23 protein-coding genes and 1 riboswitch are annotated in these 22770 nt (G+C 66.5%); of the genes, 11 read left to right on the top strand and 12 right to left on the bottom strand.

Annotated features, from left to right (window positions below; translation table 11 throughout):
- Positions 1–18: 18 nt before the first annotated feature.
- The 7 genes from CXR42_RS12630 to CXR42_RS12600 all read right to left on the bottom strand — a co-directional run bounded on the left by CXR42_RS12630 (position 19) and on the right by CXR42_RS12600 (position 6272).
- Positions 19–444: a DUF2231 domain-containing protein gene (locus CXR42_RS12630; RefSeq protein ID WP_103257923.1), complete on the bottom strand. Its 426-nt coding sequence runs from the start codon at positions 442–444 to the stop codon at positions 19–21.
- A gap of 246 nt (positions 445–690) precedes the next feature.
- Positions 691–1752, bottom strand: coding sequence for a TRAP transporter substrate-binding protein DctP (dctP, locus tag CXR42_RS12625; protein ID WP_103257922.1), 1062 nt, complete (start codon positions 1750–1752; stop codon positions 691–693).
- A gap of 37 nt (positions 1753–1789) precedes the next feature.
- On the bottom strand, positions 1790–3079 hold the full coding sequence (locus CXR42_RS12620) for a TRAP transporter large permease (protein ID WP_103257921.1): 1290 nt from the start codon (positions 3077–3079) through the stop codon (positions 1790–1792).
- A complete protein-coding gene (locus CXR42_RS12615; RefSeq protein WP_180996052.1) occupies positions 3080–3676 on the bottom strand; it encodes a TRAP transporter small permease in 597 nt (198 codons plus the stop codon).
- Positions 3677–3709: 33 nt separating this feature from the next.
- Complete coding sequence (locus tag CXR42_RS12610) at positions 3710–4219, bottom strand: flavin reductase family protein (protein ID WP_103257920.1); 510 nt, start codon at positions 4217–4219, stop codon at positions 3710–3712.
- Entirely contained in the window at positions 4219–5109 is an 891-nt protein-coding gene (locus CXR42_RS12605) for an aldo/keto reductase (protein ID WP_103258267.1), read from the bottom strand. The genes CXR42_RS12610 and CXR42_RS12605 overlap by 1 nt, the downstream gene beginning before the upstream one ends.
- A gap of 5 nt (positions 5110–5114) precedes the next feature.
- Positions 5115–6272, bottom strand: a complete 1158-nt coding sequence (locus CXR42_RS12600) for an LLM class flavin-dependent oxidoreductase (RefSeq protein ID WP_103257919.1) — start codon at positions 6270–6272, stop codon at positions 5115–5117.
- 87 nt (positions 6273–6359) lie between these two features.
- Between CXR42_RS12600 and CXR42_RS12595 the strand changes: the two genes are divergently transcribed.
- From CXR42_RS12595 to CXR42_RS12565, 7 genes are all read left to right on the top strand, one after another.
- Complete coding sequence (locus CXR42_RS12595) at positions 6360–7061, top strand: GntR family transcriptional regulator (RefSeq protein ID WP_103257918.1); 702 nt, start codon at positions 6360–6362, stop codon at positions 7059–7061.
- Positions 7062–7070: 9 nt separating this feature from the next.
- Complete coding sequence (locus CXR42_RS12590; protein ID WP_103257917.1) at positions 7071–8174, top strand: Gfo/Idh/MocA family protein; 1104 nt, start codon at positions 7071–7073, stop codon at positions 8172–8174.
- 82 nt (positions 8175–8256) lie between these two features.
- A riboswitch (TPP riboswitch) is annotated at positions 8257–8368 on the top strand.
- Complete coding sequence (locus CXR42_RS12585; protein ID WP_103258266.1) at positions 8359–8967, top strand: YkoF family thiamine/hydroxymethylpyrimidine-binding protein; 609 nt, start codon at positions 8359–8361, stop codon at positions 8965–8967. (Overlaps the previous riboswitch by 10 nt.)
- A gap of 57 nt (positions 8968–9024) precedes the next feature.
- Positions 9025–9606, top strand: coding sequence for an ECF transporter S component (locus CXR42_RS12580; RefSeq protein WP_103258265.1), 582 nt, complete (start codon positions 9025–9027; stop codon positions 9604–9606).
- Positions 9603–11186 (top strand): ABC transporter ATP-binding protein, encoded by a 1584-nt coding sequence (locus CXR42_RS12575; RefSeq protein ID WP_103257916.1) that lies wholly within the window; start codon positions 9603–9605, stop codon positions 11184–11186. The genes CXR42_RS12580 and CXR42_RS12575 overlap by 4 nt, the downstream gene beginning before the upstream one ends.
- Positions 11180–11908: an energy-coupling factor transporter transmembrane component T family protein gene (locus CXR42_RS12570; protein ID WP_103257915.1), complete on the top strand. Its 729-nt coding sequence runs from the start codon at positions 11180–11182 to the stop codon at positions 11906–11908. Before CXR42_RS12575 ends, CXR42_RS12570 begins: the two co-directional genes overlap by 7 nt.
- A gap of 138 nt (positions 11909–12046) precedes the next feature.
- Complete coding sequence (locus CXR42_RS12565; RefSeq protein WP_103258264.1) at positions 12047–13042, top strand: LacI family DNA-binding transcriptional regulator; 996 nt, start codon at positions 12047–12049, stop codon at positions 13040–13042.
- Here the strand turns inward: CXR42_RS12565 and CXR42_RS12560 are convergent.
- From CXR42_RS12560 to CXR42_RS12550, 3 genes are read right to left on the bottom strand one after another with little or no spacing between them, the layout of a single operon-like run.
- A complete protein-coding gene (locus CXR42_RS12560) occupies positions 13039–14172 on the bottom strand; it encodes a Gfo/Idh/MocA family protein (RefSeq protein ID WP_103257914.1) in 1134 nt (377 codons plus the stop codon). The two genes, CXR42_RS12565 and CXR42_RS12560, sit on opposite strands and share 4 nt — an antisense overlap.
- Before the next feature lie 7 nt (positions 14173–14179).
- Positions 14180–15070 (bottom strand): sugar phosphate isomerase/epimerase family protein, encoded by an 891-nt coding sequence (locus CXR42_RS12555; protein WP_103257913.1) that lies wholly within the window; start codon positions 15068–15070, stop codon positions 14180–14182.
- Between the two features lie 7 nt (positions 15071–15077).
- Positions 15078–16193: a Gfo/Idh/MocA family protein gene (locus tag CXR42_RS12550; RefSeq protein ID WP_103257912.1), complete on the bottom strand. Its 1116-nt coding sequence runs from the start codon at positions 16191–16193 to the stop codon at positions 15078–15080.
- Between the two features lie 107 nt (positions 16194–16300).
- Between CXR42_RS12550 and iolD the strand changes: the two genes are divergently transcribed.
- Genes iolD through CXR42_RS12530 form a run of 4 tightly spaced genes read left to right on the top strand, consistent with a single transcriptional unit; the run spans position 16301 to position 20826 of the window.
- A complete protein-coding gene (gene iolD, locus CXR42_RS12545) occupies positions 16301–18163 on the top strand; it encodes a 3D-(3,5/4)-trihydroxycyclohexane-1,2-dione acylhydrolase (decyclizing) (RefSeq protein WP_103257911.1) in 1863 nt (620 codons plus the stop codon).
- Positions 18163–19140: a 5-dehydro-2-deoxygluconokinase gene (gene iolC / locus CXR42_RS12540; RefSeq protein WP_103257910.1), complete on the top strand. Its 978-nt coding sequence runs from the start codon at positions 18163–18165 to the stop codon at positions 19138–19140. The genes iolD and iolC overlap by 1 nt, the downstream gene beginning before the upstream one ends.
- A 10-nt stretch (positions 19141–19150) precedes the next feature.
- The gene (locus tag CXR42_RS12535) at positions 19151–19990 is read left to right on the top strand and encodes a 5-deoxy-glucuronate isomerase (protein WP_103257909.1); all 840 of its coding nucleotides are present in this window, start codon (positions 19151–19153) and stop codon (positions 19988–19990) included.
- Entirely contained in the window at positions 19987–20826 is an 840-nt protein-coding gene (locus tag CXR42_RS12530; RefSeq protein ID WP_103257908.1) for a class II fructose-bisphosphate aldolase, read from the top strand. The genes CXR42_RS12535 and CXR42_RS12530 overlap by 4 nt, the downstream gene beginning before the upstream one ends.
- Before the next feature lie 9 nt (positions 20827–20835).
- Here the strand turns inward: CXR42_RS12530 and CXR42_RS12525 are convergent, their stop codons facing one another.
- Both CXR42_RS12525 and CXR42_RS12520 read right to left on the bottom strand, forming a co-directional pair.
- Positions 20836–22041, bottom strand: coding sequence for an NnrS family protein (locus CXR42_RS12525; RefSeq protein WP_103257907.1), 1206 nt, complete (start codon positions 22039–22041; stop codon positions 20836–20838).
- On the bottom strand, positions 22041–22769 hold the full coding sequence (locus CXR42_RS12520; RefSeq protein WP_103257906.1) for a formylglycine-generating enzyme family protein: 729 nt from the start codon (positions 22767–22769) through the stop codon (positions 22041–22043). The genes CXR42_RS12525 and CXR42_RS12520 overlap by 1 nt, the downstream gene beginning before the upstream one ends.
- Position 22770 lies beyond the last annotated feature (1 nt).

Below are 22770 nucleotides of genomic sequence, written 5' to 3'. Positions count from 1 at the left end.
TATCTCCTTCAGGCGGCGTCAGGTGCGATGGAGCGCCTGCCGGCGCAAGGTCGCCGAGACCAGCATCAACAGGCAGGTGACCAGCGACAGGCCGACCCCCCAGGGAACGATGGCCGTCCAGCCATCGCCTGCGTGGATCAGGCTGTTGACGAAGGCAGCGGCCAGCACCAGAGCGTTCAGCACGACGACCGACCAGACCGGACGATGCCGGTAGACAAGCAGCCCGATCAGCCACAACAGGACGGCAAGGCCTCCGGCGACCAGCCCCGCGAACAAGAGCCAGGCGGAAAAGTCCTGCCACATCAGGATCGTGGTCTGCATGTAGGCCCAGTCCGTAAGCAGCGTCAAAGTGAAGAACGCCGCCGCGAAATAGGTCAGGGTCTGCTGCCCCGGAATCGACGCCCATCCGGGCGTGCTGCGATAGGTTGGGTGGTTGTAGGCCATCGGTCCCCGTCCTTGGCTGCTGCACAAGGCAAACCTTCAAGGCCCGGATTTGGTTCCAGAAGAACCCCAGAGGAGTGTCAGGCGGGCCGGGAACCACCGTCATCACATCTGGTGGCTGCTTCAGGCCAGTGCCTGCCGCAGGGATGACACGGACTTACACGACCGCGACTATCGCGCGATCCTGACGGCATGACGCGCGAGAGGAAGGTGTTGCAGGCAGGGGGGCCTGCCTGCAACGGGATCGCATCAGTTCAACTCGGATGCCCGGTCGGCCGAGACCGCAGTTTCAGCCGTTGCGACGGCTGCGGTGAAGGCGTCCAGCACTTCCGGCCCGCCCTTCACATTGGCCTTGAACCACTCGAACACCGGCTCGACCGCGGCCTTGAAGGCGGCTTTTTCCTCGGCCGTGGGCACGTAGATCTCGCCCCCCGCAGCCCGGAAATCGGCATAGGCCTGGATTTCCTTGCGCTTGGGGCTGGCGAACGTCGCCTGCTGCAGGGCGGCGAAGCCGTCGACCACGATCTGCTGCTGTTCCGGCGTCAGCGACTTGAAGCGGTCGTTGCCCATCCACCAGAAGGCCCCCATGTAGCTGTGGCCGTCCAGCGTCAGATACTTGATGCCGGCATCGGTGAACTTCATCGACATGATATCGGTGATGCCGTTCGCGGTGCCTTCCACGACCCCGGTCTGCAGCGAGGTGAACAGTTCCGGCCACGGGATCGGGGTGGGCGATGCCCCCAGCGTGGTGGCCAGCGTCTGCGGCAGGTCGGCAGGCACGGTGCGCATCTTCAGACCGGCAAGGTCGCCCGGCGCGGCAATGCGCTTCTTGGTGTTGGCATAGTTGCGCCAGCCGCCGGTGTTGCCGATGGTCATCAGACGGATCTTGTCGCCGCTGTCGGCCAGCGCCATTGCCCGCAGCTGCGCGGTGAAGTCGGTGCCGGTCAGCACTTCCTCGGCCACGCGGTCATCGCTCATCAGGTACGGCAGGTCCAGGACCTGGATATAGGGGAACAGCCCCGCCGCCCCGCCCGAGGTGGAGATGTAGATGTCGATGGTGCCATCGGCGACACCCGCAAGGCATTCGTCGCCCTTGGCGCAAAGCTGGGTGCCCATGAAAATCTCTACCCCGATCGCGCCGTTCGAGGCGTTCTCGACATAGTTCTTGAACACGACAAGGCCGTCATAATCCTCGTCCTGTTCGTTCGAGTTGGCGGTGGCGCGCAGCATGATGTCCTGCGCGAAGGCCGCCCCGGCGGTGCCCGCCAGCAGCGCGGCCAGCGCGAGGGATTTCAGGGATGATTTCAACATGGTTCCTCCTGTTGGTTTCTTGTCGGTGTTGAATGGGTCAATCCACAAACCCCATAAGGCGGGGCAGGGTCAGCGAAATGGCGGGGACATAGGTGATCAGAAGGATCACCAGGAATTCGACGAGCAGGAAGGGCATCACGGCGCGGGCGATGGTTTCCACCCGCAGGCCCGAGACAGCCGAGGTCGCGAACAGCACCAGCCCCATCGGTGGCGTCAGCAGGCCCACGGTCAGGTTCACCACCATCACGATGGCGAAGTGGACCGGGTCCACGCCCATCGAGGCAAAGATCGGGCCCAGGATCGGGCCCAGGATGATAATTGCGGGCCCGGCGTCCAGGAACATGCCGACGATGAACAGCAAGAGGTTGACCAACAAGAGCAAGAGCAGCGGGTTTTCCGTGATGCTGAGCAGCGTCGACGCCAGAAGTTCCGGCGTATGCGCCAGCGCCGCGACGGTCTTGAAGGCCATCGCCGCGCCGACCAGCAGCATGACCACCGAACTGGTGATCCCGGCGCGGGTCAGGACGCCGGGAATGTCGCGCCAGGTCAGGGTCCTCAGCACGAAGATCGAGATGATGAAGCTGTAGCCGACGGCGACCGCCGCCGCCTCGGTCGGGGTGAATACGCCCGACAGAATGCCGCCCATCAGGAGGACCGGGGTCATCAGTGGCCAGAAGGCAGCGGCACCGGCGCGGGCGGCATCGCTCCAGGTAGCGCGCGGCTGGGCTTGCGGAAGGTTGTAGCGGTCGGCCATCAGCTTGATCGTGATCATCAGCGCGATGCCGATCAGGACGCCCGGCACGATCCCCGCCAGAAACAGCGCGGCGACGCTTTCGCCCATGACATAAGCGTAGATGATCATGATCCCCGATGGCGGGATGATCGGGCCGATGATCGCGCTGGCCGCCGTGATCGCGGCGGCGAAGGGCTTGGGGTAGCCCTTCTTCTCCATCTGCGGGATGATGATCGACCCCAGCGCCGAGACATCCGCCACCGCCGACCCCGAAATCCCGGCAAACAGCATCGAGTCGACCACGTTCACCTGCGCCAGCCCGCCGCGGAAGTGGCCGACCATCGCCTGTGCGAAGCCGACGATCCGGGCGCTGATCCCACCGCGGTTCATCAGCTCGCCCGCCAGCATGAAGAACGGGATCGCCATGAGGGGGAAGGAGTTCATCCCCTCATAGACGTTGCGGTAGAGGAGCGTGATGTCACGCTCTTGCCCGTTCAGCCACAAAAGGATCGCGGGCGCAGCCAGAAGGCCGAAGACCACCGGCAGGCCCAGCATCAGGAAAACCAGGAACAGGGGCAGGAAGAGGGACAGCATCTATTCCGCCCCCGATCCCAAGGTGATCGTCCCGGCAATCTCGCGCAGCGGCTGTGGCCCCCAGATCAGGGCGTAGAGGTTGCGCAGGGTCAGCTCGACCGCGACCAGCAGCAGAAGCGCCACACCGACCAGAAGCGAGGCCATCATCCAGGACTTCGGCACCTTCATCCAGGTGGCAAGGTCCAGGCTGACCGGCACGCGCAAGGAGTCCGTCTCGAACCGGCCGCCAAGGCCCGTCACCTCGGACCAGCCGATGCCAAGGGCGATCCACAGGACCAGGATCGTCACGGCCATCAGAAAGACCGACAACCCGGTTGCCACCATGCGCGGCAGAAGGCGGATCACCATATCAATGGCGACGAAGCCGCCCCGGCGAAAAGCGGTGGGTGCCATCAGGGCGGTGGACCACATCATCAGAAAGCGCGAGGCTTCCTCGGGCCAGGGCAGGGCGTTGTTCAGGACATAACGGAAGAACACCTGCAGCAGGATGACCACGACCATCAGGCCCAGGCAGACAGCCCCGATCCAGCGGCCAAGCGCCAGAAGCGCGCCGTTTATCAGGCCCAGGCCGTTGCAGATGGCCAGAAGTGCGGTCACGTCTCCTCCCTTCGCCCCCTCTCCCTGGGGGTTTTACCCGTCAAATCGTCCGTACCTGCCTTTCGCGAAAATCAGCGGTTCGCCCTCCTCCAGGGCCAGCCGCAGGACCTGTCCCACGATGATCAGATGATCGCCGCCGTCGTGCGTTGCGTGCTGGGCGCAGTCGAAGCGGGCCAAAGCGCCGGGCAGGGTCGGCACACCCTCGGCGTTCGGCTGCCAATCCAGACCCGAGAAGCCCAGTCCTTCCCGGGAAAACCGTGTGGGCAGGTCGGCGTGATCCTGTCCCAGCACATGGATGGCATAGTGCCTTGCGGTGGCAAAGAACGGATACCGCTGCGAAGCCTTGGCAGGCGACCACAAGACCAGTGCCGGGTCCAGCGACAGGCTGGCGAAACTGTTCGCGGTAAAGCCCATCGGCCCGTCCGGCCCCTGGATCGTGACCACGGTCACGCCGGTTGCAAAGCGCCCCAGCGCATCGCGGAACACCCGCGCGTTGGCGGCGTCCGGCACGATCTCGCCCGCGTGGATACCGCCATCGGCCATCACGCGACCTCATGCCCCTGGGCAAGCGTCAGAAGCTCGAACCAGGTCTGACGGTCCATCGGCACGCGCTGCGCATCCGAGATCGCGGAGATGCGCGACACTGTGTTGGTGCCCAGGACGGGGATGATCTTTGCCGGATGGTGCAGAAGCCAGGCGACGGCAACGGCGGTCCAGTCGGTGCCGGCGGCCTTGCCGATCTGATCCAACCGGGCGCTGAGACCGTCGCCTGCCTCGGCCCGCAGATGGCCACCGGCCAGCGGGCTCCAGGCCATCGGGGCGATGCTGCGTTCCTGCAGGAAGGCCAGGTCGCCGTTGGTGAAGGGGTCGCGACGGTTCAGCGACAACTCGATCTGGTTGGTGACCAAGGGCGCGGTCATTGCCGATTGCAGCAGGGTGAAGTCCCAGGGCCGGAAGTTCGACACGCCCACGGCCCGCACCTTGCCGCTTGCTACCAGCGCGTCCAGCGTGCGGCCCGTCTCATGGTGGTCCATCAGCGGGTCCGGGCGGTGGATCAGCAATAGGTCGATCCGGTCCGTCGCCATCTCGCGCAAGCTGGCCTCGACCGAGGCGGTGATATGCGCGGCAGAGGTGTCGTAGTACTTCACCCGCGCGGCCGAGTGGCGACCGACGGGCGCGACGATATCGCACTTGGTGACGATCTCGATCCGGTCGCGCAGCCCCGGCGCGGCCTTCAGTGCGGCCCCAAGCAGCGTCTCGGCCGTATAGCCGCCGTAGATGTCGGCCTGGTCCATCGTGGTGATGCCCTGGGCCAGGCACGCCTCGACCTTGGCCTGCACATGGCCCGGCGAGGTGTCGGGGTCGTCGCCCAAGCGCCACATGCCATAGACCAGGCGGGACAGCGTGATCGGACCCAGGGTGACACGTTCCATCGTCATCAGCGGCGCACTCCGGTGCCCAAGGGCGTGGCAGGGGTCGTGGCCGGAACCCGGCCATAGGCGTGAGGCAGCGAGCAGGTTTTCAACTGGGGCATCACCTTGGTGCCGAAATGGTCGCATTCGTCCAGATGCGGATAGCCCGAGAAGATGAAGGCCCGGATCCCCATCTTCTGGTACTCTTCGATCTTGGACATAACCTGATCGACCGACCCGACAAGCGCCGCGCCGCAGCCCGACCGCGCCCGGCCGATCCCGGTCCAGAGATGCGGCTCGACATATCCGAACTGGTCCGCCAATTCGCGCGCCCGGGCCTGATGTGCCACGCCAAGGCTGATACTGTCATGCGCCCGGTCGCGGATCATGCGCCCATATTCATCGTCAAGCTTGGACACGATGTAGTCGGCGTAGTCCCGCGCCTCGGCCTCGGTATCCCGCACGACCATGTGGACACGCAGACCATAGTCCAGCGTCCGGCCATGCGCGGCAGCGCGGGCGTGGACGTCCTGCATCCGCTTGGCGAGAACGTCTTTCGTCTCGGGCCACATCAGGTAGACGTCACACTGCGCCCCGCAAAGCTCCAGCGCGTCGGGGGAGTAGCCGCCGAAATAGAGCAAGGGGCCGCCGTTCTGCTGATAGGGCCGCGCGGGATCGGTAGTGATCTTTGAAATCTGGTACACGTCGCCCGAATACTCGATGTGGTCGCGCGTCCAGGCCTGGCGCAGGATTTCCACCACCTCATGGCTGCGCTTGTAGCGATAGGCGCTGTCGGCAACCTCTCCCGGGAAGTCCGAGGAGATGACGTTCAGCGTCAGCCGCCCCTGCAGCATGTGGTCCAGCGTGGCGACCGTGCGGGCCAGCATCACCGGCTGCATCTCGCCACAGCGGATGGCGGCAAGGAAGTTGATGCGGTCCGTGATCGGCGCGCAACCGGCGACGAAGGACAGCGTGTCCTGTCCCACCTGATAGGACGAGGGGCACAGGATGTTGCGGAACCCGTGCCCTTCGGCACGCTTCACGATGTCAGAGCAATGCGCCCAGCTGGACCGCAGGTCGCCGTCCGGCACGCCGAGGAACTGGTAATCGTCAGAGCAGAGCGCGGCGAACCAGCTGACCTCGCAGGCATCCAGGTCGGGTGAGGTGATTGGCACGACCGACATGATTCTGTGTCTCCGACTGCGGCTTTCCTCTTGCGTAGCATCGGCTTTGATGTAGATCAATCATGTATCAATTCTGGATGCGACGTAATGGCCCACCCCGGTTCGCTGCCGCTTTACCAGCAGATCGCCGAGCTTCTGATCCGCGACATCGCGGCGGGCCGCCTGATCGACGGCGAACGCCTGCCGCCCGAGCGTGACATGGCCGCCAACATGGGGATCGCGGTCGGCACCCTGCGGCAGGCGCTGAAGTCGCTGACCGAAAAGGGCCTGCTTGACCGGGTGCAAGGCTCGGGCAACTACATCCGCACCAAGGCCGACGCGGCCTCGGTCTACGCGCTTTTCCGGCTGGAGCGGGTGGAAGGTGGCGGCCTGCCCACCGCGCGTGTCCTTTCGGTGGACCGCTGCGCCAAGACCCCCGCCCTGCCCCCGTTCGGCGGCAGCACCGAAGGCCACCGCATCCGGCGCCTGCGCTTCCTGTCCGGCAAGGTCGCGGCGGTCGAGGAAATCTGGCTGGACGGCGCCGAGGCGGACCGCATCGCGCCGGGCGACCTGTCGGAATCGCTATACCTCTACTACCGTCAGCGCCTTGGCATCTGGATCGCGCGGGCCGAGGACAGCATCGGCCAAGGCCCCCTGCCCGACTGGGCCCCGCCCGAATTTCCCCACCCTCCCGGCACACCCCTGCCGCTGATCACTCGCGTCAGCTGGGCGCAGGACGGCCGGTCGGTCGAAGCCTCGCTCACTTGGTATGACCCGGAAACCGTGCGCTATGTGGCGCGCCTGAAATAGGAAAACGACATGCTGCGCTACGGGATCATCGGCTGCGGAATGATGGGGCAGGAGCATCTGCGCAACATCGCTTTGCTGGACCAGGCCAGCGTGGCGGCGATCTTCGAACCCGATCCGGGCATGCGCGCGGCCGCCGCCGCCCTTGTGCCCGAGGCGCGGATGGTGGGGTCGGTCGCCGAACTGCTGGCCGTGGCCGAGGTGAATTGCCTGCTGATCGTCAGCCCGAACCACCTGCACCTGGGCCAGCTAGAGGAAATCGCCCGAATCCGGCCGCTGCCCGTCCTGTGCGAGAAGCCCCTGTTCACCGATCCCGCCGACGCCCCGCGGCTGGCCGCCCTGCGCGCCGCCTACCCGGCTCCGATCTGGGTGGCGATGGAATACCGCTACATGCCGCCCGTGGCGCATCTTCTGCGTGAGGCGCAGGCGGCGACGGGCGGGGTGAAGATGCTGACCATCCGCGAACACCGCTTTCCCTTTCTGCAAAAGGTCGGCGACTGGAACCGCTTCAACCGCAACTCGGGCGGGACGCTGGTGGAAAAGTGCTGCCATTTCTTCGACCTGATGCGCCTGGTCGCGGGCTGCAATCCGGTGCGGATCATGGCCAGCGGTGGGCAGGCGGTGAACCACCTGGACGAGGTCTATGACGGCCAGCGGTCGGATATCTGGGACCACGCCTATGTCATCGTGGACTTCGAATCCGGCCTGCGGGCAATGCTGGAACTGTGCATGTTCGCCGAAGGCAGCCGGTATCAGGAGGAAATTTCCGCCGTAGGGCCAAAGGGCAAGATCGAATGCCTCGTGCCCGGACCGGGCCGCTTCTGGCCCGCACATCTGGGCGCGGCCCCGGTGCCCAAGGTGATCGTCAGCCCGCGCGATCCCGCAGGGCCGGTGGAACTGGAGATCCCCGTCGATCCCGCCCTGCTGGCAGCGGGCGATCACAACGGCTCGACCTTCTACCAGCACCAGGGCTTTCAACGCGCAGCGACCGGGATGCAGCGGCCCGAGGTTTCGCTGGAGGATGGCTGGTGGGCGGTTACGATGGGGCTGGCGGCCCAGCACAGTGCCGCGACCGGCGAAGCGGTCGACCTGCGCCGCGTGACCTACGCGCCCTAGCCGCTGTCTGCCGCCAATCGGCTGGCCCGGCTTGGGGCCGTAAGATTTGCTCTTGCGCTTACCGCTTCAGCGTATAGCCTTATCCCATCAACAGGGGCGCTCCGTACTGCCGGGGCTGAGATGTCGGGTGCAGACCCGCGAACCCTTCAGCTGATCTGGGTAATGCCAGCGGAGCGAGGTGACGATGTTTTCTGGCGCACAGCTATCCCTTTATCCGATGTCTGACGATTTCGTCGGCATCATCCTTGGCGCGATCGGCGCGCTTGATCCCTGGCGCGACCGGTTGCGCGTGCAGACCGACGATCTGTCGACGCTGCTGGTCGGCCCGCCCGAAATCCTGTTTCCTGCCATGCGCGACCTGTTCGTGGCGGCAACGCGGACCGGGGTGCATTGCACCCTGCACGCCATCGTCTCGCGCGGGTGTCCGGGCGAACCGGATGATCCGATCTGCACGCCCCAGGGTGGTCTGCCGCCGGGCCGTCCCCTGGCCGAGCGGATCGACCACGCCTGCACGCAGGTCCGCCTGGCCCCGCTGACCGGGCAGAAGGTTGCGGCGCAGTTTGCGCTTTACCCGCTGGGCCTTGGCCACCACATGGACGAAATCTACGGCTGCATCGACTTTCTGAAAGCCACGGATGTGTTCGACGGGTCCAAGAATTTCTGTACCCGACTGCGCGGCGATGCGGGGCCGGTGTTCCAGACCCTTGGCCAGGCCTTCACCGGCTTTGGTGCGCAGGCGGGCCATGTGGCCCTTGACGTGACCTTGTCGGCCAACAGCCCCAGCAAGGTCTGAGCCCCGGCGGCCATCGGCCGTCTCTTTCCCACGATCCTCAATGAAATGGAGCTTTCCATGCCGAACACTGTTGTCTGGACCCTGCGTGAAACCCTTGTCACCGCCATGTTGGGCGCGGTTTTTGGTGTGTTGTACCTGGGATGGGTGCAGGTCTGGCTTGTCCTGCAGGCGATCTTCGGACCCTTGACCATGGATGTCGTGATGGGCTTCTGGTTCGTCGTCTCGATCATCGCAGCGGCGATCATCCGCAAGCCGGGCGTGGCGCTGGTGTCCGAGGTGATGGCCGCAGGCATCCAGGTCCTGCTGGGCAGTCCGGCGGGGTTGCTGTTGCTGCTGACCGGCCTGGTGCAGGGGGCCGGGGCCGAGGCGGTCTTTGCCGCGACCCGCTACCGGCGCTGGGGGCTGCCGGTGCTGATGGCGGCCGGGGTCGGGGCCGCCATGGCCTCGTTCGCCTATACCTGGGTGCGGTTCGACTATGCCAGCCTTGCCCCGGGGCTGCTGGTGGCGATGTTCGTGCTGCGCTGCCTGTCCGGCGCGCTGCTGGCGGGGCTGTTGGGACATTGGATCGTGACTGCGCTGAAGCGCACCGGGGTTCTTTCCGGATTTGCCATCGCGCAGGATCGTCGTGCGGTCGCATGACGCCCCCCTTGCCCGATGCCCTGCGCTGCACGGGGGTCAGCCTCCGCTATCCCGAAGCGGCCAGGGACGCCGTGGGGCCGGTGTCCCTGCGGTTGCGCGCGGGTGAGAGGCGGTTGCTTCTGGGTCCTTCCGGCAGTGGCAAATCCACGCTGCTGCACAGCCTGACCGGTCTGATCCCCGCAAGCATCCCGGGCGAACGGCGCGGCGAGGTTGCGCTGTTCGGCCGACCCAGTGAAAGCCGGCGTCCCGCGGACTGGGCCGACAGCGTTGCGATCCTGTTTCAGGACGCCGATCAGACCTTGGCGGGCTTTACCGTGGCCGACGAGATTGCCTTCGCGCTGGAAAACCGCGAGCTGCCGCCCGCGGTCATTGCAGAGTCTGTCAGAGCGGCCCTGCGCCGCGCCGGGTTGCCCCCCGACTGGACCGCACGGCGCATCGGCAGCCTGTCGGGGGGCCAGCGGCAGATGGTCGCTCTTGCCGCCATCCTGGCGCAGGCCCCAAAGCTGATCCTGGCGGACGAGCCGACGGCCAGCCTCGCGCCTGCTGCGGCCAGGCTGGCGGCCGAGTTGCTGCTGGCGCCAGGGCAAAGCGTGCTGATCGTGGATCACCGGCTGGGACCGGTCCTGGACCGGATCGACGGCGTCAGCGTGTTGAACCGGCAGGGGCAGATGCTGGCCGAAGGCTCGCCTCAGGATGTGTTCGGCAGCCATGGCGGGGACTTGGACGCCCAAGGCATCTGGACGCCGCTGGCCGTGCGCGTGCGGCTGGCCCTTGCAAAGCAGGGCCACGCCTTGCCGCAGGTCTGGCGGATGGAGGATCTGCTGCCACACCTGCCCTTGGGCCTTGAGCTGTCCCGGTTGGTCGGCAAGCCGCCAGCGCCTCTCGGACCGCCCATCCTGCGGCTGGAGCGTGCAGCCTGCGCCCCGCCTGACGGGCCGGTCGTTGTGGCGGGGATCGACCTGACCCTGAACGCAGGCGAGGTGCTTGGGATTCTGGGGCCAAATGGGGCGGGAAAATCCACGCTTGGGGCCTGTCTGGCCGGCCTGTTGCCCTTGCGGACCGGGCGTCGATCAGGGCCGGCGGGGGCCATGGCCTTTCAAAACCCCGAGGCACATTTCGTCACCGACAGCGTCCAGGGTGAACTTGTCGCGATGGGGGCCACGCCGGATCAGGTGCGCGCCGGTCTGGCCCAATGGTCGCTCACGGGGCTTGCGGACCAGCATCCCTACACCCTCTCGATGGGCCAGAAGCGACGGCTGGCGCTGGCGGCGCTGACTGCGGCGCGACCGTGGCCGGTGCTGGTTCTGGATGAGCCGACCTCGGGTCTGGACCATGCCGGAAGCTTTGCTGCTGCGCGCCAGATCGCTGCGCTGGCCGCGCGGGGTCAAGCGGTGGTCGTCATCACCCATGACGCGGATTTCGCCCTTTCGGTTTGCGACCGGATTGTCCTGCTGGCCGATGGCGGGATCGTCGCCGACGGTCCGCCCGCCCTGGTGCTGCGCGATGCCGAAAGGCTGGAGCGTCATGGCCTGGCCCGACCCGAAGCGGCGGCCCTGCTGGACCTGGGCGTCCCATGCTAAGCGCGCTGCACCCCTTGCCGAAACTGGCCTTGTGCCTGATCTGGATCGCCGCGCTGGTTCTGGTATTCGACCTGCGGCTGCAGCTTGCCGGCCTGATCCTTGCCCTTGGCCTGCTGTGGGGCGTCGAGCGGATCGCGCTTGGCAGGCTTGTCCTGCTGATGGTGCCCTTTGCGCTGTTCGGATTTGGGCTCCTGACGACCTCTGTGCTGTTTCACCGCGAGTCGGGCTTCGTCCTGCAAATGGCGCAGGAACAAGGCGCGGCCCAGCCGGATGCCGCGCCGGGACTGGTGCTGTTCACCCGAGTGTTGGCTTGCGGGATGATCTCGACCCTGTTCGCGCTGACCACCGATCCGGGCAGGCTGGTGCGCGTTCTGATGATCCATTTGCGCCTTCCGGCTGCTTTTGGCTTTGCCATGTTGCAGGCGATGCACATCGTCCCGGATCTGCGGCGCGAACTTCTGACGCTGCGCATGGCGCGCGCGATGCGGCGGGGGCGGCCGATGCGCCGGGTTCCGGGGCCGACCGAGGTGATGTCGCTGGCAATCCCGCTGCTGGCCTTTGCCATCCGCCGCGCCACCCGTGCCGCCATCGCGATGGAAGCCCGCGGTCTGCGCCCCGGCCAGCCGCGAACCCACCTGCCGCAACCGCCGGTGCGCGGCGGCGATATCGCAGCGCTGGCGGGCGGGGTGATCCTGCTTATTGGCCTGCTGATGGCCCTGTAGCGTCTGCAAAGCAGCAGCGGCAAGCCGGTCGCCGCGCTGACCACCCTGCGACCGGCAGGTTCAACGGGCCAGGCCAGGTTTTCTAAGGGATCGTTGCATGTATAGTGGCCCGGACAGGGACAGGTGTTTGGGCAGACCATGGTGGTGACGCTGAAAGAGGTGGCGGAACGGGCGGGGGTGTCACGCTCGGCCGTCTCGCGCACGTTCACCACCGGGGCCTCGGTGTCGCCCAAGACCCGGGCCAAGGTGGAAAAGGCCGCCAACGACCTGGGATATGCGCCGAATGCGCTGGCCTCCAGCCTGACGACCGGGCGGACCAAGCTGATCGGGCTGATCGTCAACAACTTCCACAATCCCCTGATCCTGGAGGTGTTCGACCTGTTCACCCGCGGTCTGCAAGATCGTGGCCTGCGGCCCTTGCTGGTGAACCTCAGCGATGCGACCGACCCTGCCGCCTCGGTCCGGATGCTGCGGCAGTATTCGGTGGACGGCGTGATCGTGGCCTCCTCGACCCTGCCCCCAAGCTTTGCCGAAGCCTTCAAGACCGCCGGCTTGCCCGTGGTGCATGCGTTCGGGCGCAAGTCGACCGCCCCCGATGTGCCGGTGGTCGGGATCGACAACGTGGCCTGCGGGCGGATGGCGGCCGAGGCGCTGATCGCACGCGGTTATCGGCGCGTCGGTTTTCTGGGCGGCCCGGCGACGGCAACCTCGACGCAGGACCGCGCGACCGGCTTTCTGAACGCGGTTCGGGGCCAGGCCGACATGAGCGTCCAGGTGTCCTATGCCGAGGCCTATACCTTCGACGCGGGGCGGGCCGAAATGCAGCGCCTGCTGGCCGAACCGCAAGAGGCGTATTTCTGCGGCGACGATCTTCTGGCGGTGGGCGCGCTAAGCGCAATCGTCGACGCGGGGCTGAAGGTCCCGGGCGACATCGGGCTGATCGGGCTGAACGACATGGAGATGTCGCGCTGGCAGAACATTGGCCTGACTACGATCCACCAGCCAGTGGCACAGATCATCGAAGCGGCGATCGATCTGGTGGTGGCCACGATAGAAAAGCCGGACCGCCCTGCGGAGGTCCGGCTCTTTGACTGCCGAGTGATCGAGCGGCAGACCCTGCGCGCCCTGCCCTAGCGGAACATCGGTGGGCGGGCATCCATCCAGGTGCCTCCGGCCTTGGCCGAAGCGACCGCCGTATGCACAGCCGCCATCGACCGAACCCCGGCCGTCGCCGTGGGCAACCCGTCACGCTTTTCGCCCCGGATCGCATCGGCCAGGTCGCAATAGATGTTCGCCACGGCCAGCGGAAAGCCCTCTGGGTGGGCGATGGCGACACGGGACAGGCGCTTGGCGTCCTCGTAAAGGCCGCTTTCGCCCTTTTCCATGATCTGCGTGCGCCCGCCGACGGGGGTGTAGATCAACTGGTTCGGCTGTTCCGACGCCCAGCGGAAGCCGCCGGTTTCGCCAAAGAACTGGATGTCGAACCCGTGCTGACGCCCGATTGCGACAGAGGAGGTCCAGAGCCGCCCGACGGTGCCCTTCGCCATGCGGAAGTTGACCATCGCGTCATCCTCCAACTGGCGGGAGGCAATGGTCGAGGCGAAGTCGGCGGACAGCTTCTCCACCTCATCGTCGCAGATGAAGCTGGCCATGTGCAGCGCATGGATGCCGCAATCGGCGAACTGGCCGGACACACCCGCCATCGCAGGGTCATAGCGCCAGCGGACGCGCGGGTTGTCGGCGTCGGTCGCGTCGCCGTGGTGGCCGTGGCTGAAGTTGGTGACGACAAGACGCACCTTGCCGATGTCGCCGTTGCGCACCATCGCCCGGGCCTGGCGGACCATCGGATAGGCGGAATAGCAGTAGTTCACCGCACAGATTTTCCCGGTCTTTTCGGCGATGCGGACAATCTCTTCGCCCTCTTCCACCGTCACGGTCATCGGCTTTTCGCACAGGACGTTGAAGCCAGCCTCCAGAAAGGCCTTGGTGATCTGGAAATGGGTGGAGTTCGGGGTGGCCACGGTGACCAGATCGCAGCGGTCGGCGCGGTTCTTTTCCCCCGCCAGCATCTCTTCCCAGTCGCCATAGGCGCGGTCGGCGGCAACGCCCAGGCGTTGCGCATATTCGCGGCCCACGTCGGCCCGGTGGTCCAGCGCGCCCGCCACAAGGTTGAAATGCCCGTCGGCCAAAGCGCCCAGACGGTGGGCCGGGCCGATCTGGCTGCCTTCGCCGCCGCCGATCATGCCCCAGTTCAGTTTTGCCATGATGCCCTCAGAAGCCGATGGATTGCAGATAGGCGCGGTTCTTGCGCGCGTCGTCGATGGGGCTGACGTCCAGCGTCGGGTCGCAGTCCTGCTCGACCGTGCACCAGCCTTCAAATCCGGCGTCCAGCAGAATCTGACGCACAGCGGGAAAGTCGACATCGCCAGTGCCAAGGTTGCAGAAGATGCCCTGGCCGCAGGCGTCGTAGAAGCCGGTGGATTTGGCGATCACGTCGGCTTTGACCTTCGGGTCGATATCCTTGAAATGCATATAGGAAATGCGGCCAATGTGGCGGCGCATGAAGGCGACCGGGTCAAAGCCCGCATAGGAATGGTGGCCGGTGTCGAAGCAGATCTTCAGGATCTTTTCGTCGACCTCGTCCAGCAGCCGCTCCAGTTCCGGCTCAAAGTCGATGAAGCCTGCGGCATGGGCGTGGATGCCGACGGTCAGACCATACTCCTCGGCGCCCAGCTTGGCGACCTTGGCGATGCGGTCGCGGAAGGCGGTCCATTCGGCGCGGTCCATCTGCTCGGCTGCGTCGGCCCGGCCCGCGGTCGGCGCGCGGCGGGGCGAGGTGCTGTCGATCAGCACCAGATGCTGCGCCCCATGCGCCGTCAGCGCCTTGCAGGTGCGGGTGGCGGCGTCCCAGACCTCATCCCACTTAGCAGGATCGTGGAAGGGCCGGAACACGACGCCGCCAATCAGCTCCAGCCCGTTCTCGGCCAGAGCTTCGCCCAGGATGGCGGGGTCTTCGGGCATGAAGCCGATGGGGCCCAGCTCGATCCCCTTGTAGCCCGCCGCCGCGCAGTCGGACAGGACCTGCCGCCAGGCCGGGTTGCGCGGATCGTCAGCGAATTCGACGCCCCAGGAGCAGGGGGCATTGCCGATACGGATGGTCATTTTGGCCTCATGTTTGCGGGACGGCGTGCCAGCGCCTGTCGTCGGATGCCTGGAAGGCGGTGTCGATGATCCGGCTGACGGCAAGGCCGTCGCGGAAGGTGGGCCAGACCGGCTGGCCAGTGGCAATGGCCTGCAGGAAGTCCTTCGCCTCGATGATGATCTGGTCCTGATAGCCGGTGCCGTGGCCCGGCCCTTGGCAGAACGCCAGGTAATCGGGGTGCTGCGGCCCGGTCAGGATGCGGGTGAAGCCGCGCGTCGCCTCTGGCCCCTCGGCGCGGTAAAGGTGGACGGCGTTCTGGTCTTCCTGATCGAAACGGATGCTGCCCTTGGTGCCGTGAATTTCATAGGCATAGCCCATCTTCCGCCCGGTCGCGACGCGGCTGATGAACAGGTGCCCCATCACTCCGCTGGCAAAGCGCAGCATCAGTTGCGCCTGGTCGTCGTTATCCACTGCAACAGGGCCATTCGGGCCGGGGCGGGCGGCATGGACCGTCTCGATCCGCGCCGAAAGCTCGGCCACCGGGCCCATGAGGGCCAGCATGCAGTTGATCGGATGCGGGGCGAGGTCGCTCATACAGCCGTTCGCCCGGCCCGTCGTGCGCCAGGTGGCGGGCAATGCGGGGTCGGCCAGGAAATCCTCGGTATGCTCGCCGCGAAACCAGGTGACCTGCCCGATTGCGCCCTCGGCCAGCAGTTGGCGGACGAACTGGGTTGCCGGCGTGCGCACGTAGTTGAAGCCGATCATGTTCGGCAGGCCCGAAGCCTCGGCCGCCGCGACCATCGCTTCGGCATCCTCCAGCGAGGCACCCAGAGGCTTTTCGCAGAATACCGGCTTGCCCGCAGCAAACGCCGCTTCGGCAATCGCGCGGTGGGTGGACTGGGGCGAGGCGATGACCACCGCCTGAACCTTCGGATCGGCCACCAGGTCGCGCCAGTCGGCTGCCCCCCGCGCAAAGCCATAGGCCCGGCGATACCGCTCGGCTGACTCGGGGCTACTGGCCGCGATCACCTCCAGTCGGGGCCGCAGGGCCGTGTCGAACACTGCGCCCACGGCGGACAGGGCGACGGCATGCGCCTTGCCCATGTAGCCTCCGCCAACCAGCCCGATCCCGATATCCGTCACTGCCCGCCTCCCCGCGCACAGCCGGTGTTGCAACCGGTTGCAAAAAATGTATCCTCACTCATCAGAGCGCGCAAGTGGCTTTGCGGGAAGCAAGGAACGAGGGACCGATGAGCGACAGCATCCGGCTGACCGTGGCGCAGGCGATCGTGCGCTGGCTGATGGCGCAGTTCATCGAAATCGACGGACAAGAGGTGCGCATCTGCGCCGGGGGCTTCGGCATCTTCGGGCATGGCAACGTGCCCTGTCTGGGCGAGGCGCTTTACCCTGTTAGTAACGAGTTGCCTTTGTATCGCGGCCAGAACGAACAAAGCATGGGCTTTGCCGCAGCGGCTTACGCCAAGTACCACCTGCGTCGCCGCTTCATGTTCTGTACCGCAAGTGCGGGGCCAGGGACGGCCAACCTGTTGACGGCTGCTGCCCTGGCCCATGCCAACCGCCTGCCGATGCTAATGCTGTGCGGCGACACCTTCCTGACCCGCCTGCCCGACCCGGTCCTGCAACAGCTGGAGCATTTCGGGAACCCGACCTTCGGCGTGAACGACGCCTTCAAGGCCGTCAGCCGCTACTGGGACCGGATCACATATCCCGCGCAAATCCTGCAATCGCTGCCCGCGGCCCTTGCCACGATGCTGGACCCCGCCGATTGCGGCCCCGCCTTCATCGGCCTGCCGCAGGATCTGCAAGGCTGGGCCTACGACTACCCCGAAGCCTTCTTCGCCAAGCGCATCCACCGCATCCGCCGCCAGTCGCCCGATCCGCTGGAGGTGGCCGAGGCCGCAGCCCTGTTGCGCACCGCAAAGCGTCCGGTGATCGTGGCTGGCGGCGGGGTGCAGTACTCCGGCGCGGTAACTGAACTGACAGCTTTCGCCGAGGCGCATGGGATTCCGGTCGTGGAAACCATCGCCGGCCGGGCGAACTTGCTGGCGGACCATCCGCTGAACATCGGCCCCATTGGTGTGACCGGATCGGACAGCGCCAATACCATCGCGGGTGCAGCCGATGTCGTCCTGGCCGTGGGCACAAGGCTCCAGGATTTCACCACCGGGTCGTGGACGGTCTTTGCGCCCGAAGCCCGTTTGATCGGCTTGAACGCCGGGCGGCATGACGCGGCCAAGCACCTCTCGCTGCCTGTGGTGGGCGATGCCAAGCTTGGGCTGCTGGCGCTGGATGCTGCGCTTTCCGGCCACCGCGCCCCGCCCGACTGGCTGGCCCGCGCGCAAGCTGAACGCAAGACCTGGAACACCTACGTCGCGGCCAACGTGGCGCACGGGAACCGGCCAAATTCCTATGCTCAGGCCATCGGCGTGGTGAACGCCCTTTGCCATCCGCGCGACCGGGTGGTGACGGCTGCGGGGGGCCTGCCCGCCGAAGTCACGGCGAACTGGCGCACGCTTGGCATCGGCACGGTGGACGTGGAGTTCGGCTTTTCCTGCATGGGGTATGAGATCGCCGGCGGCTGGGGCGCCCGGATCGCCCAGGCCGAAGCCGAGCCGGACCGCGACACCATCGTCTTCGTCGGCGACGGCAGCTATCTTCTGATGAACTCGGACATCTATTCTTCGGTCCTGACGGGGAAGAAGCTGATCGTCCTGGTCCTCGACAACGGCGGCTTTGCGGTCATCAACAAGCTGCAGAACAACACCGGACAGGCCAGCTTCAACAACCTGATCGCCGATTGCCCCACGGTGGCCGAGCCCTTCGCGGTGGACTTCGAGGCCCACGCCCGGGCGATGGGCGCGAACGCCGAGACGGTCGCCGACCCCGCCGCACTGGCCGATGCCTTCCAGCGCGCCAAGGCGGCGACCAAGACCAGCGTCATCGTCATGCAGGTCGACGCCTATGAGGGCTGGACCACCCAAGGCCATGCCTGGTGGGAGATCGGCACCGCAGAAGTGTCGGAGAGCGACACCGTCCGTGCCAAGCACGCCGAGGTGGAAGCGGGCCGCGCCGGTCAAAGGCAGGGCCTCTGATGGCCGACCTCGCACGCCTGCAAGGGCGCAACTTCCTGGTGATCGGTCGGGCGGGCATGGACCTTTACGCCGATCCCCCCGGCACGCGGATCGAGGAGGCGACGCGCTTCACCACCACACTTGGTGGATCGTCGGCCAACATCGCCGTGGCCCTGACGCGGCAGGGGTGCCGGGCGGCTTTGCTGACCTGCGTTTCGGATGATGCGGTGGGCCGCTTCTGTCTGAACCAGCTTGACGCCTACGGCATCAACCGCACCCATGTCCGCGCCGTCGCGGGCGAGGCGCGCAATTCGCTCGCCGTGGTCGAAACCCGGCTGGAAAACTGCCAATCCGTCATCTACCGCAACAACGCCGCCGACTTCGCGATGACCCTCGCGGATGTAGAGGCCGTCGATTACCCGGCCTTCTCGGCCCTGATCACCACCGGCACGGTGCTGGCGGCAGAACCGTCGCGCAGCGCCGCCTTCCGGGCCTTTCACCTCGCGCGCGCCGCCGGTCTGCCGCTGATCTTCGACGTGGATTACCGGCCTTATTCCTGGGCCTCTGCAGCCGAGGCCGCCGAGGTCTACTCCCGCGCCGCGGCGCTGTGCGACGTCATCGTCGGCAATGATGTGGAGTTCGGCTTCATGGCGGGACACCCCGACCTTGGCCTGGAAAAGGCGCGCACCCTGATCGCCGAGGGCGCACAGATCGTCGTCTACAAGATGGGCGAAAACGGCGCGGTCACAATCACTCCACAAGGCGAGTTCGCCACTGGCATCTACCCGACCCAGGCGCTGAAGCCCACCGGCGCGGGCGACAGTTTCCTTGGCAGCTTCATCGCGGCCCTGGCCGCTGGCTTGCCGGTCCGCGACGCGGTCCTGCGCGGCTCGGCCGCCGCCGCGATGGTCGTGGCCCGGGTCGGCTGCGCCCCCGCGATGCCCACAGGGACCGAGCTTGACGCCTTTCTTGCCCACCACAGCGGCCCGACCGCATAAAGGGACCCCCATGCACATCGCCGCCCACGACAACCAGAACCAGCCCATCGTCGACCGCGAGGATCCGCTGGTCCCTTACGTCTACTTCAACATCGTCCACCTGAAGGCGGGCGCGCATTTCGACTATCGCACCCCCGGCTATGAGACCTGCGTCGTCCCCGCCACTGGCACGGTCACAGTGGAAACCGCGGGCGAGACCTTTGCGGGTGTCGGCAACAGGGGCGTCGATGTCTGGGACGGCGAGCCGGAGGGCGTCTATGTCCCCCAGGATACGGGCGCGCGGATCACCGCACTGACCGACACCGAGGTCTTTATCGCCGGCGCAAAGTTCGCCGAAACGCTTCGCCCCTTTGCCGTTCGCGCCGACCAGATCGACAAGGTGCAATACGGGTCCGACGACACCAAGACCCACCGCAAGATCAAGCATATCCTTGGCGCCGCCTACCATGACCGCGTCGGCCGCCTGCTGGTGTCCGAGCTTTACACCGTCGGCGCGGGTGGTTGGTCAGGGTTTCCCAGCCACAAGCACGACACCGACCGCCTACCCGACGAGACGCGGCACGACGAGTGCTACAACTTCCGCTTCCGGCCCGACTATGGCTCGGGCCTTCAGATGCTGCAGCGGGTGGATAACCAACCGGGCGACGCCTATCACATCATGAACCGCTCCACGGTTCTGATCGACAAGGGCTATCACCCCTGCTGCGTCCTGCCGGGCTATGAGATGTATTACTTCACCATCCTTGGCGGCCAAAGCCAGCGCAGCCTGAAGCAATACTTCCAACCCACTCACGCAGCACAACTGCACACGATCCCGGGGATCATGGACATGGTGGCCAAGTTCAAATGACGCTGGCGACACTGACCCAGGTGCTGCAACCGGCGCTGACGGGCGGCTATGCCGTCCCCGGCCTGGTCTGCCTGGGGTGGGAGGACATGCGCGCCTTCGTCGCCGCCGCCGAGGCGGAGCGCGCGCCGATCATCCTGCAAGCCGGGCCAGGCTGCCGCGCGCACACTCCGCTACCGATCCTTGGCCGGATGTTCCGCCACCTGGCCGAAGGGGCCAGCGTTCCTGTGGTGGCTCACCTCGATCACGGCACGTCGCTGGACGAATGCCGCGCGGCACTGGATGCGGGGTTCACCTCGCTGATGTTCGACGGCTCGCGCCTGCCTTTGCAGGAAAACATTGACCTGACCGCAGCGGTCGCCGAATTGGCCCATGCGGCAGGGGCCAGCTGCGAGGGTGAGATCGGCTTTGTCGGCTATGCCGGCGGCGCGGCTTCGGCGGGGACAGACCCGGCCGAGGCGGCGCGCTTTGCCAGCGAGACGCGGGTGGACGCGATGGCAGTCTCCGTCGGCAACCTGCACCTGCAGACCGAAACGCGCGCCGGGCTGGACCTAGCCCGCCTGCACGCGATCGAATCAGTCACGACCGTTCCGCTGGTGATCCACGGCGGATCGGGCGTTCCCCCCACGCAACGCGCCAAGCTGGCGGCGACAAGCCGGATAGCCAAGTTCAACATCGGCACCGAATTGCGCCAGACCTTCGGCGCGGCGCTGCGCGACACCCTTGCCAGCCACCCCGATGCGTTCGACCGGATCGAGCTTCTGAAAGCGACCGAGGCACCGATGACCGCCGCCGTCCGGCACATCTTGCGCAACCTTGGCGCCTCGGGGCGCGCATGAGGGCCGACGCTACCGCACAGACTTGGGCCGCGTCAGAAGTGGGCCGTACAGCGCCACGAAACCGCCAAACGCTCCAATCCACGCCAGCCCCGAAACCTCCAGCAGGGGTGAGGCGGAAGCGGGCCAAAGCCCCGCCGCCAACCGCGCCACGACAGCGGTGCCCAGTGCCAGATAGACGAGCGTCGTACCGCGTCCGGCAGTCAGGCCGCGTCCGGTATGCCCAAGGGTGGCACGGGTCATCACGGCAAGGGTCATCATCCCGATCGCTCCTGCCATCCAGAGGTGCTGGGCGACGGCGGGGCCAAGCAGATCCGGGACGAGGATCGCTGCGGCCATCGCCAACGCGCCAAGCGGCAGGAACAGATAAGCTGCGTGCAGCACCAGAAGCAGCGGCTCGGCAAAGGTCCGGTCGCCGGACCAGCGGGCCAGGCGGGCAAGATGCGCCACGCCGGCAAGGGCCAGAAGCGCTGCGGTCAGGCGGGCATCGGGCAGCGCGACCCAGGCAAGCAGCGCCAGAAGCAGCAGCAGAAGTGCCGCCTTGTCAAAGCGCTGCATCGGGGCGACCGGCAGCCGCGCGTGACCCTGGGGTTGGCGGACCAGCCAGTTGCGGGTGAAGGACGGGATGATCCTGCCGCCGATCACCGCGACCATCATCAGCCCGGCACCAAGACCGATGCGCAGGCCGATGCCCTGCGCGGCGACCTCTCCCCGTGCTGCCTCCCAGTGAAAGACCGCATTGCCCAAGGTGAACACGGCCAAAAGCGCAAGGACCACCAGGTTGTGCCAGTTCCGGCCCACCACGATCTCGCGCAGCAGGAACGCGCCCAACACCAACGGCAGGGAAAGGTCGGCGGCCGCCACGGCCAGCGGCGGCAGGGTGGCCGAAACCAGCACCGCAGCCCGCCCCAGAAGCCACACCCCGAACAGGCCCGCCAGCGGCCAGCCGACGATGGGCAGGCGGCCGGTCCAGTTCGGCACGGCGGTCAGCAGGAACCCGGCCAGCGCCGCCGAAAGGTAGCCGAACAGGAATTCATGCGCGTGCCAGGATACCGGGTCGAACGCGGTCGGCAGATCAAGCTGGCCCGTAATGACCGCAATCCACGCCCCCATGGCAAACGCTGCCCAGGCCCCCGCGCCCAGGAAGAACGGGCGGAACCCGTAGCTTAGAAGCGCGGGACCCGTCCAGGCGCGGACTTGTTCAGACGTGGTAGCCATCAGGAGTTTCCTTCCGTCACAAGGCGAAAGCCCAGATGCGCCGGCGGCAGGCCCGACGCGCAGCCGCCGTTGGCGGGGTCCCGCACCAGGAAGGACATCACCGATTCATGCACGCCGCCCAGAACGAATGCGGGGCAACTGTCAGGGTCGTTGCGGCTTTCATCGCCGTCGTAGCATTCTTGCGTCCATTCCCAGACATTGCCGTCCAGGTCGGCCAGACCTGTGCTGGTGGTCGAGAAATCGCCCGTCGGATGCAGGGCCCGGTCCACGGTCGGCGCCTCGATCAGATAGGCCGAGGCCCAGCGAAGTTCCGGCGCGGTGAAGATCGGATCGGGGGCTTCGGGCAGCACCTCGGCAGCGATGGCATACCATTCGGCTTTGGTGGGCAGCCGGTAGTCGGGACCGGATCGGGCGTTGATCCAGGCCAGATATTCCTGCGCATCGACATAGCTCAGCCCGGTCGCCGGAAAGTCGGGGCCCCCGCCCGCATCACGCAGGGCCAGGGTGCAGCCGCCCTCGGCGTGGCAGGTCTGCCAGTCGCGGACGGTGACCTCGGTCCGCTGGACGCGCAAGGCCGCGCCGGTCGGCAGCGTGACGGGCACCAGGTCAACGGGATGGGGCTGGGGGCCGCCCTGCCACAAGAGGACGCCCCCCAGCACTGCCCCCACCGCCAGACCTGTCAGACCAAGGGACACAAGGCCATTCAGCGATCGGACGACGGGAGACATG

Source organism: Tabrizicola aquatica (assembly GCF_002900975.1).
Classification (GTDB): Bacteria; Pseudomonadota; Alphaproteobacteria; order Rhodobacterales; family Rhodobacteraceae; genus Tabrizicola; species Tabrizicola aquatica.
Note: the sequence above shows the minus strand (reverse complement) of the source record. Positions and strands in the feature narration are given on the sequence as shown.